Raw genomic sequence first — 16,599 nt, forward strand, 5'->3', positions numbered from 1 at the left:
CTGGATATTTGAGATCAAGATCAGCCATAAAAAAACCGCCACATAGGTGACGGTTTAGGTAAGGTCTGTTTTAAACAGTAATTCAGGGTGTGACCGGTTGCTTATGCCAGTTCTGCTTTCTCGGCAATCAGCTTATCAACCACACTTGGGTCTGCCAAAGTAGAGGTATCACCTAGGTTACCTGTATCACCGGTAGCAATCTTACGCAGGATACGACGCATGATTTTACCTGAACGAGTTTTCGGTAATGAGTCAGTCCAGTGCAGCACATCTGGCGTTGCGATTGGGCCAATCTCTTTACGTACCCAGTCTTTCACTTCTTTATGAAGTTCAGCAGTTGGGAACTCGCCATCATTCAGCGTGATGTAAGCGTAAATCGCTTGGCCTTTAATATCATGAGGGATACCCACAATCGCGGCCTCTGCGATCTTATCAAACGCGACTAGAGCCGATTCAATTTCTGCAGTACCCATACGGTGACCAGAGACGTTAAGTACGTCATCAACACGGCCAGTAATCCAGTAGTAGCCGTCTTCATCACGACGAGCGCCATCACTGGTGAAGTACATGCCTTTAAATGTAGAGAAGTAAGTCTGTTCAAAGCGGTCATGATCGCCATGAACGGTACGCATTTGGCCCGGCCAAGAATCTAGAATCACTAGGTTGCCGTCTGTTGCACCCTCAATGATATTACCCATGTTATCAACTAACGCCGGTTGCACACCGAAGAATGGACGCGTCGCTGAACCTGGTTTTAGATCGGTTGCGCCCGGTAGCGGTGCGATTAAGATGCCGCCCGTTTCAGTTTGCCACCACGTATCGACAATTGGAGATTGCTCATTACCAATTGTTTTGTAGTACCATTCCCACGCTTCTGGGTTAATAGGTTCACCCACTGAGCCCATGATTCTTAGGCTGTCACGAGAAGTACCTTCAACGGCTTCGTTGCCTTTCGCCATTAGTGCACGAATAGCCGTTGGCGCAGTATAAAGAATATTCACTTGGTGCTTATCGACCACTTCACTCATGCGGCTGGTGTTCGGGTAGTTCGGCACGCCTTCAAACAGAATGGTTTTTGCACCATTAGCTAGCGGCCCGTATACAAGGTATGTGTGACCCGTAATCCAACCCACATCCGCTGTACACCAGAAAGTCTCGCCTTCTTGATAGTCGAATACGTATTTGAATGTCATTGCTGCATAAACAAGGTAGCCACCAGTGGTGTGCATAACCCCTTTAGGTTTACCTGTTGAGCCTGACGTATAAAGGATGAATAGTGGATCTTCTGCATTCATCTCTTCTGGTGGGCAATCTGCAGATACATTAGCAATAGCATCGTGCCACCACACATCACGGTGTTCATGCCAAGCAACATCGCCACCAGTACGTTTGAATACCACAACTTTCTCGATGTTCTTAACTTCAGGGTTAGTCAGAGCTTCATCGACGTTTTTCTTCAGTGGAACCGCACGGCCGCCACGCACGCCTTCATCGGCAGTGATAACGACTTTAGAATTTGAATCGATAATACGACCAGACAGTGCTTCTGGTGAGAAACCACCAAATACTACCGTGTGCACCGCACCGATACGGGTACATGCCAGCATTGCTACTGCTGCTTCTGGCACCATCGGCATGTATAAACAAACCACATCACCTTTGCGTACGCCTTGCTCTTTCAGAGCGTTTGAAAACAGGCACACTTCTTTATGTAGTTCATTAAAAGTTAGAGTTTTATCATCAGCCGGGTCATCGCCTTCCCAGATGATAGCGACTTCATCACCGCGCTCAGCAAGGTGGCGGTCGATACAGTTAGCCGAAACGTTAAGCGTGCCATCTTCAAACCAGCGAATATCAATGTGGCCTGGGTCGAAAGAAGTATTTTTTACCTGTGTGAAAGGTTTAATCCAATCAACGATTTTTCCGTGTTCACCCCAAAAGCCTTCAGGGTCAGAAACAGATTGCTGGTACATGGCTAGGTAAGTGTCATTATCCGCGTGTGTGGTTGATTTAATATTTTCTTTTACCGGATAAACGTGGGCTTCACTCATTGCATCTCTCCTTGTGCCTACATTCCTAATGAACTGGCAACTTCCTTTGTGTTCAGTTTCTAGGTCTATTACAGAACCGTCTTTGTGTTATCACTCTCGGCTAGGACGGCGATTTCCACAATTAGACTTTAGGATGAGACGCTGCTTTTCACTTACAAAATAGCGAGTTAAGTTCATTTTTGAGATGTTGCTCTCTATGTGAAGCGCCAGTGGTTGAATTAAGAATAAGAAGAGTTGAAACGGGGCAGGTCACCATGTTTTAGGCGCACAAAGATCAGCGCAGCGGAGATAGCGTCTTGTAATGCATCATGTTTATTGACCGGAATAGGTAAATCGAGCTGGCGACAAATGGCGTCCATACTGAGATCAAAATAGGCATTGGGCAGCTGTCTTTCGAGCTTATCTTGATAGAGTTGGCTCACTTCGACTAATCGGTTAGGCAGTGGAAATCCAAGCTGTTTTAAACAGGCGCGGTCGAGAATTTTTTTATCATAACGGATGTGATAGCCGACTAAAGGACGATTTCCAATGAAGTTCAGTAGCTCAACTAAAGCCTGTTTTTCTTCGATACCGTGCTTTAGGTCTTGATGACGAATGCGGTGGATTTTTATTGAATTGCAATCGAGCGATTGAGGGGCGCGCAATCGGACTTCAAAAGGTTGGCTGGTAATGATTCGGTTACCGATGATCTTGGTCGCGGCAATAGTGACTAATTCTGCCTGATTGGGGTCTAGGCTGGTGGTTTCACAATCGAGTGATACATATTCATGATCAATAGGCGCAGTAAACAGAGGCTGATAGAGAGAGCCTTTGAGCTTGTGATGCCAGTAATAGCGAACCAACCTATTCATCGTTCAATGGCCTAATCCCGTATCTGATAGTGGTAGCCGAGCCATTGCTTGAATTTCTTCACCACGTGCAGGCTATGACGAAGCAGATCTCTGTCTGCTCGCTCCATCAGTTTGACGTCGATTTTATTGCTGCTGTGCTGTTGCGATAGGCGCTGTGATAAGCGCCACTTAAAGAACTGCTTGAGCGCTTCATTGAGGTTATCCGCGGTGCTTTGCTCTAGTACCTTTTTGTTCACGAGGTGCTCAATGCGTTCAAAGGTGTTATTGACTGTCACACCATGTTCAAGGCTTAGCGCTCTCACACCGTGAACAATTGGGAAAATACCGCCTTGTTTGATGTCGAGTCCTGACTTGGATTGTTTCACATTACCAAACAGGGTCAGGGGAACCGAGAAGTTCAGAGCAGGGCGGCAGAACTCGGTCAGAATCAATTCTTGTCCGAGCATCAAATCACTCAAGTGCTGCTTGACCGGTTTGAGTAGTTCCCTGTTACCCGCCACAGCGTGTGCGTCCGCCATGATGGCGATATCCATCACTGTCTCTGGCGTGGCTTTTCTTACCCAACGGGTGAGGGTTTGTTTCCACTCTTGCTCTGAATGCACCCATTTCGGGTTGTTGACCATCACGTTGCCCGGGCATAACGGGTAACCCAATTGTTGAAGGGTATGGGTGAGGTCGTTCATGGCACTTTGGCATTGGTGCCATTCCAAACCATCTTGAATAATCAGAGCGTTGTCTTGATCGGTTTTGAGGATTTGCTCCCCGCGCCCTTCAGAACCCAGCACGATCAGGCAACAATGATTGTGCAGTGCAGGTGGGATAATCAACTCAAAAGCCTTCTCAATGATCTGTTCGTTGACCGCAGAAATTAGCTCCATGATAAAGCGTGTACGAATGCCATTACTGAGTAGGCTTTCGACCAATTGACGCTGTTTGTTGGAAGCCATTGCCAATTCTTCAACGCTGGTGGCACGAGCAATACGCAAAGTGAGAACGTGAGAATGTGTGGAGAATGCACTCAAAATCTGCGTCATATCCACCATACCAACAGCATTTGTACCATCACAAACCATCAGCCTTTTTACGCGATTTCGGGTCATGGTGATCATGGCGTTAAACAAGAAGTCCCCTTGATTAACGTGCAGTACCGGGAACGTTGCTATCTCGCCAACCGCGGTATCGAGCGGATGATTATCGAGCATCACCGCATGTAACAAATTGGTCCGTGTGACGATTCCATACGGAAGGGTACATGATGATCCAAAAGCTTTTGGATCATCATGTTCTAAATGAACTAAGGCCGAGTCTAACCCTTGTTCTTTAAGGGTTTGAGTGACTTGGTTGATAGGTTGGTCGGGTTCCAGTATCAGTGGAGGGTGACAAATAGAGCCGTCCACTTTGGTCAGTATGAACTCGGCAAGATTCTGTTGTTGCTGAGCGGCTTCAATCAATGCTTTTCGGGTCGAGAGGTTGCTATCAAAGTAAGCGGCAAACTGGCCATTGGCGTGGTAAAGCTCGAGAAAGATATCGGTTGGCAGTAGATAACTTAGGGTATCTTCAAGCGCGATATATTGGTGTTTGGTGTGAGGCTCAAACTGACTGCGTACATCGAAGATATCGTCATTGGCATAATGTGCGTAAATCTCGCCGTCACTGCTGGCGCGTTCTTCAACGGCTCCTTTGATCAGGATGTGCAGGTGTCTGTTCGGCCTATCAGCTTCCAGTATCACTTCTTGAGAACGGTAATACACCACGTCTAATGAAGATCGCAGCTTCAACTGTTCGATGTCGGACAGGCTATCGAAGGGTGGGTGCTGCATATTAAATTTGTCAGGCATAAGCATCACAAGAAGAAATGGGAGTCTTTAATCAGTTTGACAAAATACCAGCGAAGCTCCAGACGACTTTAGTCTAAATCCTATATCCAAACTAATTGAATATAGGAATACTATCCCCGTAATTATTCCCTTTTTCATCGTATGTGAGATAGGCATAATTGGTGCTGCCTTTTTCTGCACACTTTATAGGTTATTTATGTTTAGCCCTTCACCCTATGGCTGGATCTCTCAGTATTTTCTTGGTTTCTTTTTTGCGTATGGCGTGTACTTGCCATTTTGGGCGCTGTGGTTTGAAGACCAAGGCGTTTCTGCAGGAGACATTGGTGTCTTAATTGGTATCGGTTTTGCGACGCGTTGTGTGGCAAACCTCGTGATTACGCCTCGTCTCCATAAAGTTGAACACTTGATGCCGGCTCTGCGTTGGTTGAGTTTTGCGGCCCTGCTGTTTGTTGGCTTCCACTTTTTCACTGGCGGCAGCTTTATATTGATGCTGTTGGCAACGGTGCTGTTTAACCTCTGTTATGGGCCGATCATCCCGCTCTCGGATGCGATGGCTAACCACTACAGTCGTCTTAATATGCTCGACTACGGACGAACTCGTTTATGGGGTTCGATTGCCTTTATCGCAGGTTCGACTGTGGTGGGTTACTTGGTCGCGCAATTTGGCACGGACATGATCTTGTACACGGCGTTTGCCGGTGTGCTGGTGTCATTAGTGTTGGCGATGAGAAATCCGAACGTGATGCCGGTGACACACTCTCAACAACAGGCCGTTCGCCCTAAGCTAGGTGAACTGCTGCGAGAATCTTCTGTTGTGAAGTTCTTGGCCTTAATGGCGTTGTTGCAAGGTAGCCATGCCGCTTATTACAGCTTTAGTGCGATTTACTGGAAAGAAGCGGGGCACTCTGAAGCCATCATTGGTTACCTATGGAGCTTGGGTGTGGTTGCCGAAGTCGCAGTATTTGCTCTGAGCAAGCGACTGTTTTCTGGGCTGACGTTACGTACTTTGTTTGTTGTGGCGGCATTAGGTGTGATGGCTCGTTGGGGTATCACAGCATCAACCACGGCCATTGCTGCTCTGATTTTAGTGCAACTACTGCACGGTGTGACCTTTGCGATGGCACACATCGCTGCGATTCAATACATTCAATCTGAAGAACAGAACAAGATGGTGGCATTACAAGCTCTGTACAACGCAATTCCGTTAGGCGCATTCATTGCTCTAATGACAACACTAAGTGGTTGGGGCTATGAGTTGTGGGGTGCCAATATCTTCTGGGCGATGGCTGCGATGGGTGGACTGGCACTGTTCATCAAACTGGATGAAAGAAGCTCCGTGGTTGAGATTAATCAAACAGACGCGGAAAACTCGGATTCAAAGCAATCTGAAGCACATAGTTAACGGCAACGGCTGATATTTAAAGCCCAAAGCACAGAATTTAAGCGATGCGATTGAGTTAAACGCACTTCCCTAGTTAAATGAAACCTCTCCCTTATGGAGAGGTTTTTTTATGGATGAAGAAAGGGTTTTCAATGCAAGGATGGGTAGTAATTCCAGTCTCTTTAGCTTACTTGGGCGTGTTGTTTCTGATCGCGTGGTATGGAGACCGGCAGGTTCGTTGGCTATCGCGTTGGCGCCCGTGGATCTATAGCCTTTCGATTGCAGTGTATTGTACCTCTTGGACTTTCTATGGAACGGTCGGGCAGGCGAGCAATAATCCTTGGTCCTTTTTGCCCATTTATCTCGCGCCGATTCTGGTCTTTACACTAGGGTGGCGGATCTTGGCGCGGTTGATCTTGATTGCGAAGCGTGAACACATCACCTCCATTGCCGACTTTATCGCGGCTCGTTACGGAAAATCTCAGGGCTTAGCGGTAGCAGTGACCGTTATTGCAGTGGTCGGTATCCTTCCCTATATCGCTCTGCAATTGCGTGGTATCACCATGGGGCTGGATATTGTTGCGCCAAACCTAGCGGCTGATTTCGGTTATCAGGACTATCACGTATCTTGGTTCGTGGTCGGTGCTTTGGCCATTTTTACCATGCTGTTTGGTACAAGGCACATTGATAACACAGAGCATCACCGTGGCATGATGATGGCGGTAGCGTTTGAATCCATCGTTAAACTGGCGGCGTTTTTGATTGTTGGCTTATTCATCATGTATCTGGCGTTGAGCAGCGATAAAATTGATTTGCTTGATGTGGCTGCTTCCACCTACGAATCGCCCAATATTCCGACATTAATTATTCATACCGTTTTAACCATGTTGGCGATTGTTTGTCTGCCGCGTCAATTTCACACCATGGTGGTAGAGAACGAACGTCCGCAAGATTTGCATACCGCTCGCTGGTTATTTCCGCTTTACCTGATTTTGATGGGACTGTTCGTGCTGCCAATTGCTTGGGCAGGGCAAGGGCTACTTACTGGCATGCCTGCGGATACCTACGTGATCAGTGTACCAATGGCAGAAGGCGCTAATCACATTGCATTGTTAGCTTTCCTTGGTGGTACTTCTGCGGCGAGTGGCATGGTGATTGTATCGACCATTGCACTGGCGATCATGGTATCGAATGACTTAGTGATGCCATTGCTACTGCGCCGTATGCGTCTAACCCAAAGAACACATCGACACTTTTCTGGCCTGTTATTAGTGATTCGTCGCGGGCTAATTTTACTGCTGTTACTGGGTGCTTGGCTGTTTTATCAGGCTCTCGATACCATTCATTCACTGTCAGCGATTGGTTTTCTTTCGTTTGCTGCGATTGCTCAATTCGCGCCAGCATTGATTGGTGGTTTGTACTGGCGCCCGGGTAACCGCAAGGGTGTGTACGTCGGCTTAATGGTGGGCTCGTTGATTTGGCTTATCACCCTAATGAGTCAAACTAGCATGTTGGCAGGCGACAGCCAAAGTAACCTTTTACTGTGGATTATCACGCCACCAGAGTTGCTCAGCAGTTGGGATATCAGTAGTTCAAACTGGGGAATTGTGCTGAGTATTGTGCTTAATACCTTGTGCTATGCCGTGGTTTCGATGTCGACAAGACCAAGCCTAAGTGAGCGCTTACAATCAGCAGCATTTGTTGGTACACCGCTGCCTGAGAATGAAAACATCAGCCTTTACCAGAATCGTGTGACGGTTGCGGAACTAGAGATGTTGGCATCACGCTTTGTCGGTCGAAAGCGAGCGAAAAGCGCCTTACACAGCTATTGGCAACAACACGGACAACCGCTGCTTCCCAATCAACAAGCACCTGCGAGTTTGATTCGACATGCAGAGCGCGTACTCGCGGGTGTATTCGGTGCCTCTTCCGCTAAGTTAGTACTTACTTCTGCTTTACAGGGCAGAAACATGCAGCTTGAAGAGGTCGCGACCATCGTTGATGAGGCCTCTGAGCTGTACGATTTTAGCCGTGGTTTACTACAAGGTGCGATTGAACACATTGGTCAAGGCATCGCAGTGATCGATAAGCAAATGAGGCTGGTGGCGTGGAACCAACGTTACTTAGAACTGTTTGAATTTCCTGCGGGTTTGATTCAGGTAGGGCGACCCATTTCAGATGTGATTCGTCACAATGCCGAGCAAGGTTTGTGTGGTCCGGGTGACCCAGAAGATCACGTTCGCCGCCGTGTTTATCACCTTGAACAAGGCACTAGACACACCTCTTCTCGTATTCGTCCTGATGGTCGAGTGATTGAGGTGCAAGGTAACCCGATGCCAAGTGGTGGCTTTGTAATGAGCTTTACCGATATCACGGTATTTAGGCAAGCAGAGCAAGCGCTAAAAGATGCTAATGAAAGCTTGGAGTCGAGAGTACATGAGCGAACTCAAGAGCTCGAAAAACTGAACCATCGCTTGGTAAAAGCAACTCAGATTTCGGATCAAGAATCACAATCCAAGAGTCGTTTTCTAGCCGCGGTAAGCCACGATTTAATGCAGCCGCTCAATGCTGCGCGCTTGTTTGCTTCGTCACTTTCTGAGGTGGCAAAAGAGCAAGAGGTGAAGCAGTTGTCATCTCATATCGAGAGTGCGTTAGGGGCCGCAGAAGATCTGATTGGCGACTTGTTGGATATCTCTCGCTTGGAGTCAGGGAAATTAGAAACCAACATTCACGCGATTGCCGTGCACGATGTGCTAACCAACTTGAACGCGGAATTTAGCGCGTTAGCGAGACAACAAAAAATTGAGTTTCAGATGATCCCATCGTCATTGTTCATTCACTCAGATCCTAAGTTATTGAGGCGTGTGATTCAGAACTTTTTGACCAATGCTTTCCGTTATAACCCTGAAGGAAAAGTGGTCCTGGGTGCAAGGCGAGTGAACGGCCAGGTACGAATCGATGTGTGGGATAACGGAACCGGTATCGATGAAGACAAGCAACAAGAGATCTTCGAAGAATTTACTCGTGGCAGCCAAGTGCGTTCTGATCAAGGGTTGGGGTTAGGGTTAGCCATCTCCAAAGGTATTGCTCATGTACTTGGTCATCAAATTTCGATGCGTTCATGGCCGGGCCAAGGCAGTGTTTTTTCCATCACCTTAGCTCGAGCAGAAAAAGTGGCTCCAGTTGTGCAAGCTTCAACGCCAATGGCGACCAGTGACATCGAACATCTGAAAATATTGTGTGTCGATAATGAGCGCGAGATTTTGGTCGGGATGGAGAACCTGATTGGTCGTTGGGGCTGTGAGGTTAAGACCGCCGTCGACTTAGTCGAAAGCTTGCAGTGTCTCGATGATGATTGGCACCCGGATGTGATTTTCTCGGATTACCGCCTCGATAATGGTCGAACTGGACTCGAAGTGTTGCAGCAATGCCGCTTACGTCTTGGGGACTCTTTTGAAGGGGTCATCATCAGTGCTGATAGAACCGATGACATGCTGGCAGCGATAAAAGCCAATAGCTTCAGCTTTATCGCTAAACCCGTCAAGCCGCTAAAACTCAGAGCGGTCTTAAATCGGGTGAGCTAATTAATGAACGGATGTAGAAAAGGCCTCGGATGAGGCCTTTTTTGTTTCAGTAAGGATTGTTAATGCCTATTCGCTTTTTAAGTAACTAGCTAACCAGCAATACCACCCTGTGTCAGTGTGGTCGGATTGAGCAGTTTGCTGAGTTCTTCTCGGCTAAGATCGGTTTCTCTTTCTGCCACATCAAGAATCGGTAAGCCTTCTTTGTAGGCCTTCTTGGCAATATCTGCTGCTTTTAGGTAACCAATCACAGGGTTGAGCGCTGTCACTAGAATTGGGTTCTTTGACAGTGCTAAATCGAGATTGTCTTGGCGCACGGTGAAGGTAGCTATCGCTTTATCAGCCAGTGCGACTGAGCTGTTTGCTAACAACTCTATGCTTTCTAGAACGTTATGAGCAATAACCGGCAGCATCACATTCAATTGGAAGTTACCCGATTGGCCAGCAATCGTGATCGTGGTGTCATTACCAATCACTTGCGCCGCCGCCATGGCTGCAGCCTCTGGAATCACAGGGTTGACCTTTCCTGGCATGATAGACGAGCCCGGTTGCAGCGCTTGTAACTCAATTTCCCCTAAGCCAGCCAGCGGGCCTGAGTTCATCCAGCGAAGATCGTTTGAGATCTTGAGGATCGCAACTGCTGCAGTTTTAAGCTGACCAGAAAACGCAACGATCGCGTCTTGACTGCTGAGGTTAAAAAAGAAGTTTTCACTCGAGGTAAAACTGATCTTTGTCGATTGAGACAGGTTACTCGCAAACTTATCGGCAAAGCGTGGGTCGGCATTGATGCCCGTACCTACCGCTGTGCCACCTTGAGCAAGCGCCTTGATTGCTGGCAAACTGCTTTGAATGGCTTGCTTGGCGTGTTCAATCTGGAACTTCCAACCACCAAGCTCTTGAGCAAAGGTAATGGGCATCGCATCCATTAGGTGAGTACGGCCTGTTTTTACTACCTCAGCCAGCTCTTGCTGTTTAACGGTAAGTGCTTCTGAAAGGTGAGTTAATGCCGGTAGCAGTTTGTTTTCAGCCATAAGGGCGACACTGACTTGAATTGCGGTTGGTACCACATCGTTGCTGCTTTGGCCCATATTGACGTGATCATTCGGATTCACGTCCCCTTGCAAACTTCTTGAAGCGAGTGTTGCAATCACTTCGTTGGCATTCATGTTGGAGCTAGTACCAGAGCCAGTTTGGTAAACATCGATCGGGAATTGATCGAGGTATTTACCATCGATGATCTCTTGGCTCGCTTCGGCAATCGCATTGGCAATATCACCTTCCAATAAACCCAACTGAGCGTTGGTGTCTGCGGCGGCCTGTTTAATGAATGCCAATGCTTGAATGAAGCTGGTGGGCATCTTGTGTGAACTAAAAGCAAAGTTATCTGCAGCACGTTGAGTTTGTGCTTGGTATAGCGCATCAGTAGGGACTTTCACTTCGCCCATGCTGTCTTTCTCAATTCGATATTGTAGGGTCATCTTCTATCCTTGTTAGCCAAGTGGGGCTTGGACTTGTTGTAGTGTTTGGCTGAGATTCAAAAAACGCGCTTGGCCTTGAGGCTGCTGGCAGTAATGGCGTTTTAGATAAAATAGTGGTGAGTGAATAGAGTCTAGGCAGATATGACGAAAGGCGAAACTGCGCTCAGGAGACTCAATCGCTTCAATCAAATGGAAGAAAACTTGGCGCAGGTACAGCTCGCACAACAAGATGTTTTCTTGGGCGGCGTGCTTTTCATAGTAAGCGGAAAGCGTCAGTGCGCACTCGATGTAGTCTCGAATCACAAATGGCTCATGGCCTTGCACTTGTTCTAATGAAACAAAGCGATCTTGTGCTTTGTAAAACCTCGAATAGAGACCCTGCTGTTCTTTCATCATCATTTGCATCTCTTTATTGGATGTTAATGATAATTATTATCAAATGAGATTTTAAAAACAACCCTTTGTTTGTCTTTTTATAAAATGAAACGGGAAAAGAAAAAGCCGATACATAACGTATCGGCTTTCTGAGATTCAGTACCTAATCCCTACAATGTAAGTACTGATTCATTTTTTGCTAAACATCTTTATTTAGTGGTCGTGCTTAGTGGTCGTGAGCTTCACCAGCACCTTTCGGGTATCGGATGTTCTCAACCATATCTTGTACGTCTTGTGGTACTTCAGCTGTTACTTTGTTTACAGCAATCGATACTACGAAGTTTAGACACATACCTAGCGTACCGATGCCTTCAGGGCTGATACCAAACCACCAGTTTTCAGGTGTGCTTGCTGCTGGGTTGATGAACTTGAAGTAGATGATGTAGCTTGCTGTGAAGGCAATACCTGACAACATACCTGCAATTGCGCCTTCCTTGTTCATCTTCTTGTAGAAGATACCTAGGATAATCGCTGGGAAGAAGGATGCTGCGGCTAAGCCGAAGGCAAACGCTACTACCTGTGCTACGAAGCCTGGTGGGTTAATACCCAAGTAACCTGCACCGACAATCGCGACCATGGCTGCCAAACGAGCGGCTAACAGCTCCTGCTTGTCGGTCATGTTTGGTCTGAAGCCTTTCTTCAACAAGTCATGTGAAATCGATGTCGAGATAACTAATAGTAGGCCTGCGGCAGTTGATAGTGCGGCTGCTAGGCCACCTGCTGCTAGTAGTGCTACAACCCAGTTTGGTAGTTTCGCTAGCTCTGGAGAAGCCAGTACGATGATGTCACGGTTAATCTTCATCTCGTTGCGTTCATCGCCCGAGTAGAACATTTTGCCATCGCCGTTCTTATCTTCCCAACCCACTAGGCCAGTGCTTTCCCAGTTTTTGTACCAGCTTGGTGCATCTGCTGCTGCGACACCTTGCATGTCAGGGCCGTTGATTGTTTCGATCATGTTTACACGAGCGAAGGCTGCAACACCTGGTGCTGTTGTGTATAGCAATGAGATGAATAGTAGAGCCCAACCCGCTGAGATACGAGCATCACGTACTTTTGGTACCGTGAAGAAACGAATGATTACGTGTGGAAGACCTGCAGTACCGACCATTAGAGCCGCACAGATGAAGAATACATCCACCATGCTCTTGTTACCTTCGGTATAGGCGGTAAATCCGAGTTCTTCTGTGAGTCCATCCAGTTTATCAAGTAAGTAAACATCTGTGCCTGATAGCGTAGAACCCATACCAACTTGTGGAAGTGGGTTACCTGTCATCATAATTGATGTAAAGATTGCTGGAACAAGGAAGGCGAAAATGAGGACACAGAATTGAGCTACCTGCGTATAAGTGATGCCTTTCATGCCACCAAGTACTGCGTAGAAGAACACAATACCCATACCAATGATGATACCTAGGTTAATGTCGACTTCTAGGAAACGAGAGAATACAACACCCACACCACGCATCTGACCTGCAACGTACGTAAACGATACAAAGATTGCACAGAATACCGCTACCATACGTGCTGTTTTCGAGTAGTAACGCTCACCGATGAAATCAGGAACCGTAAACTGACCAAACTTACGTAGGTAAGGTGCTAAACATAGTGCAAGTAGTACATAACCACCTGTCCAACCCATTAGGTAAACTGCACCGTCGTAACCAACGAATGAGATGATACCTGCCATTGAGATGAATGATGCTGCCGACATCCAGTCAGCTGCAGTCGCCATGCCGTTTGCTACTGGGTGTACACCACCGCCAGCAACGTAGAACTCACTAGTAGACCCTGCACGAGCCCAGATTGCGATGCCGATATATACCGCGAAAGTAATACCGACGAGAATAAACGTCCAAGTTTGAATATCCATGTTCTAGCCTCTAGTCTTCCTGTACGTTGTATTTTTTGTCGAGCGCATTCATGCGAACAACGTAAATAAATATCAGCGCCACGAAGGTGTATATCGAACCTTGCTGAGCGAACCAAAACCCTAGCTTGAACCCGCCAAACTGAACGGTATTGAGGGCATCCACAAATAAGATGCCAGCGCCGTAAGACACTGCAAACCAGACCGCGAGCAGTGTTCCCATAATTCCCAAGTTTTCCTTCCAGTAGGCTTGAGCATGTTCCGTAGATTCGAACGCCATTGCCTTCTCCTTTATTTCGTTTCCGTAGAAACTGTTTCTGTAGAAAATTACCGTGTTAACGTAATGTTACGATTTAGAATGTAGCAAGGATAAGTAAAGTGATCTGTGCAACTTTAGTCGGGACGCTATTAGCGCTAATCCACTGAAATATGGGAGTTAGAAGGCATAACCATAGAAAAATGTGATGTTGCAATGTTGTTAAATTAGCCTAAGGTCTAACAAAAACGTATGAATTAGGCGGCGAGTCATAAAATTTAACAACTAAATGACCGAGAAACGGTATTTAGTCCTGCCTATGACACGAAGCGAAACATAAGTTTGTTATAGTAACTACGGTACTTTCACCGGCTGTGACTTGCTTAACGGCATAAGATCAACAAGCTAGTGGCAAAAGATCAACAGGCTTAAAGCTCGAGTTTTATTCTTTGGGGGAACGAATTGGACGCAATAACCATTAATCACTTATTTTTGACTGGTGCCGTACTCATCGCCATCAGTGTACTTTTCTCACAAGTGTCCTCTCGATTGGGCGTTCCTATTCTTTTGATCTTCCTTTTCGTTGGCATGTTAGCCGGTGAAGATGGGCCCGGTGGCATCAATTTCGACGACTACTCCCTCACTTACTTGGTGAGTAACCTTGCGCTTGCCGTGATCCTGCTTGATGGCGGTATGCGAACTAAGGTCGCGAGCTTTAAGGTCGCTTTTTGGCCGTCGCTCTCGCTGGCGACGATAGGTGTCGCATGTACTGCAACCCTAACGGGCTTAATGGCGGCTTGGCTGTTCGATCTGTCATTGATGCAGGGTATCTTAGTTGGTGCGATTGTGGGTTCGACCGATGCAGCTGCGGTATTTTCTTTGTTGAAAGGGCAGAGCCTCAATGAACGTGTTGGCTCAACCCTAGAGATCGAATCCGGTACCAATGACCCAATGGCGGTGTTCCTGACGGTGACCTTAATTGCGCTGCTGGGCACTCCTGATGCTGAAATGGGGATGAACTTCCTACTGAAAAGCTTCGCGATGCAGTTTGGTATCGGCACTCTTATCGGTCTTGGTGGGGGCTGGGTGCTATGGAGTCTTATCAATCGAGTGCAACTGGCTGATGGTCTTTACTCTATTCTGGTGCTCAGTGGCGGTGTGGCTCTGTTTGCGTTCTCTAACATGCTTGGCGGCAGCGGTATCTTATCGATCTACCTCGTTGGCTTGTTCATTGGTAATCGTCCAACTCGCTCTCGACACTCTATCCTTAATGTTCTTGATGGCATGACGTGGCTAAGCCAGATCGTGATGTTCTTGGTTCTGGGGTTATTGGTGACGCCATCGACATTGATGGACATTGCACTTCCTGCGTTAGCATTGGCTTTCGGTATGATCTTGTTTGCTCGCCCGTTGTCTGTTTGGTTGGGTTTACTGCCGTTCAGAAGCTTTACCACCAAAGAACGTTGGTTTGTTTCTTGGGTAGGTTTACGTGGCGCTGTGCCGATCATTTTGGCGGTGTTCCCGATGATGGCTGGCCTGCCTAATGCCCAGCTTTACTTCAATATCGCCTTCTTCGTGGTTATGGTTTCGCTGATTGTTCAGGGCGGTAGCTTGATGAAAGTTGCGAGGTTGGCTCAGGTGACCTTACCACCGACACCAACCCCAATTTCTCGTACCGGCATGGAGATTTATCCGACCAGTGAGTGGGAGATGTTTGTCTACAAGCTGAAAGAAGAGAAATGGTGTGTGGGCGAACCATTGAAGCGCTTGTCTATGCCTGAAGGAACGCGCATTACTGCACTGTTTAGAAAGGATGCCTTGCTTCACCCATCGGGCAGTACCGTGCTAGAGGCGAACGATATCTTATGTGTGCTTGGTCAAGATAAAGACCTAGATAGCTTAAGTGCGCTATTCAGTGAGGCTCCTCTAGCTGAAGAGACCGCTCGATTCTTTGGTGATTTCTTCTTGGATGTCGAACTATCGGTTGCAGCGATCAGTGATTGTTATGGTATTGAACTGGGCTCGGAAGAAGAGCGAGAAATAACGCTAAAACAATTGGCTGAGCGAGAGCTTGGTGCACATCCTGTATTAGGCGATAGTTTTGTGTGGCATGACATTACTTGGGTGGTTGCAGAGATAGATGATCATAAAGTCGTCAGGTTGGGTTTATGTTTACCAAAGACGACTTTAGAAGAGGATATCAGTGAAGCTTAGTTGTGGACTTCTTGTAGCAAGATAACCGCCTGAGTTCGGTTTTTCACATCCAGTTTACGGAAGATGGCTGTCATATGTGCCTTGATGGTCGCTTCCGAAACATTCAATTCATACGCGATTTGCTTGTTCAGCAGGCCGTCTGAAAGCATCCCTAATACCTTGTATTGCTGAGGCGTCAATGTGGAAAGCTTTTCCGCAAGGTCGCTACAGGCTGCATTGTTGGTGATAAGCCCTTCAGGAAAGAACGGGTCGCCATTCAGCACTTGATTGAGTGCGCTGACCAATTCACGCATATCACTCGACTTAGGAATAAAGCCAAAGGCACCATGGCTCTTCACTTGAGTGACAACGCTGGCATCCTCGCTGGCAGAGATCACTACAATCGGTAAATCTGGGTATTCAGCTCGCAGTTGAATTAAGCCAGACATCCCATTGGCACCCGGCATCTTAAGGTCGAGCAGCAGCAGGTCTGGTTCATCTTCTTTCTTTAGCAGAGTCAGTAAGGCATCGAGGGAATCAGCCTCAAGCAGGTTCGCACCACTGATCGCCATATGAACTGACTGAAACAGGGCGTTGCGAAAGAGAGGATGGTCATCAGCAATGATGATGGTATAGGTCGAGTCCATGACGTTCATACTTTTAACAAT

Annotated in this window: 11 protein-coding genes; 3 read left to right on the forward strand and 8 right to left on the reverse strand. The window is 47.2% G+C overall.

Annotated elements, in window-relative coordinates; translation table 11 throughout:
* Positions 1-101: 101 nt before the first annotated feature.
* The 3 genes from acs to FTW16_RS21620 form a co-directional block, all read right to left on the reverse strand.
* Positions 102-2,051 carry an acetate--CoA ligase gene (acs, locus tag FTW16_RS21610; protein ID WP_009844693.1) on the reverse strand — a complete coding sequence of 650 codons (1,950 nt, stop codon included), beginning with the start codon at positions 2,049-2,051 and terminating at the stop codon, positions 102-104.
* 218 nt (positions 2,052-2,269) lie between these two features.
* On the reverse strand, positions 2,270-2,902 hold the full coding sequence (locus FTW16_RS21615) for a 3'-5' exonuclease (protein ID WP_048663023.1): 633 nt from the start codon (positions 2,900-2,902) through the stop codon (positions 2,270-2,272).
* 11 nt (positions 2,903-2,913) lie between these two features.
* The gene (locus FTW16_RS21620; protein WP_146492451.1) at positions 2,914-4,746 is read right to left on the reverse strand and encodes a DUF294 nucleotidyltransferase-like domain-containing protein; all 1,833 of its coding nucleotides are present in this window, start codon (positions 4,744-4,746) and stop codon (positions 2,914-2,916) included.
* 190 nt (positions 4,747-4,936) lie between these two features.
* On the opposite strand from FTW16_RS21620, the gene FTW16_RS21625 reads away from it, so the two are divergent.
* Together FTW16_RS21625 and FTW16_RS21630 are read left to right on the forward strand one after the other, a co-directional pair.
* Entirely contained in the window at positions 4,937-6,142 is a 1,206-nt protein-coding gene (locus FTW16_RS21625) for a 3-phenylpropionate MFS transporter (protein ID WP_146492403.1), read from the forward strand.
* Positions 6,143-6,273: 131 nt separating this feature from the next.
* Entirely contained in the window at positions 6,274-9,705 is a 3,432-nt protein-coding gene (locus FTW16_RS21630) for a PAS domain-containing hybrid sensor histidine kinase/response regulator (protein WP_146492404.1), read from the forward strand.
* Between the two features lie 89 nt (positions 9,706-9,794).
* Here FTW16_RS21630 and FTW16_RS21635 read toward each other — a convergent pair whose 3' ends face one another.
* The 4 genes from FTW16_RS21635 to FTW16_RS21650 all read right to left on the reverse strand — a co-directional run bounded on the left by FTW16_RS21635 (position 9,795) and on the right by FTW16_RS21650 (position 13,762).
* The gene (locus tag FTW16_RS21635) at positions 9,795-11,180 is read right to left on the reverse strand and encodes a class II fumarate hydratase (protein ID WP_146492405.1); all 1,386 of its coding nucleotides are present in this window, start codon (positions 11,178-11,180) and stop codon (positions 9,795-9,797) included.
* A 12-nt stretch (positions 11,181-11,192) separates the two neighbouring features.
* Positions 11,193-11,579, reverse strand: coding sequence for a hypothetical protein (locus FTW16_RS21640; protein WP_146492406.1), 387 nt, complete (start codon positions 11,577-11,579; stop codon positions 11,193-11,195).
* Between the two features lie 202 nt (positions 11,580-11,781).
* Complete coding sequence (locus tag FTW16_RS21645) at positions 11,782-13,485, reverse strand: sodium:solute symporter family protein (protein ID WP_017062715.1); 1,704 nt, start codon at positions 13,483-13,485, stop codon at positions 11,782-11,784.
* Between the two features lie 10 nt (positions 13,486-13,495).
* The gene (locus tag FTW16_RS21650) at positions 13,496-13,762 is read right to left on the reverse strand and encodes a DUF4212 domain-containing protein (protein WP_010435433.1); all 267 of its coding nucleotides are present in this window, start codon (positions 13,760-13,762) and stop codon (positions 13,496-13,498) included.
* A 438-nt stretch (positions 13,763-14,200) separates the two neighbouring features.
* On the opposite strand from FTW16_RS21650, the gene FTW16_RS21655 reads away from it, so the two are divergent.
* On the forward strand, positions 14,201-15,952 hold the full coding sequence (locus tag FTW16_RS21655) for a potassium/proton antiporter (RefSeq protein ID WP_146492407.1): 1,752 nt from the start codon (positions 14,201-14,203) through the stop codon (positions 15,950-15,952).
* Here the strand turns inward: FTW16_RS21655 and FTW16_RS21660 are convergent.
* Positions 15,949-16,578: a response regulator transcription factor gene (locus FTW16_RS21660; protein WP_012604978.1), complete on the reverse strand. Its 630-nt coding sequence runs from the start codon at positions 16,576-16,578 to the stop codon at positions 15,949-15,951. The two genes, FTW16_RS21655 and FTW16_RS21660, sit on opposite strands and share 4 nt — an antisense overlap.
* Positions 16,579-16,599: the final 21 nt, after the last annotated feature.

This window comes from Vibrio sp. T20, assembly GCF_007858795.1.
In the GTDB taxonomy this organism is placed as follows: domain Bacteria; phylum Pseudomonadota; class Gammaproteobacteria; order Enterobacterales; family Vibrionaceae; genus Vibrio; species Vibrio satsumensis.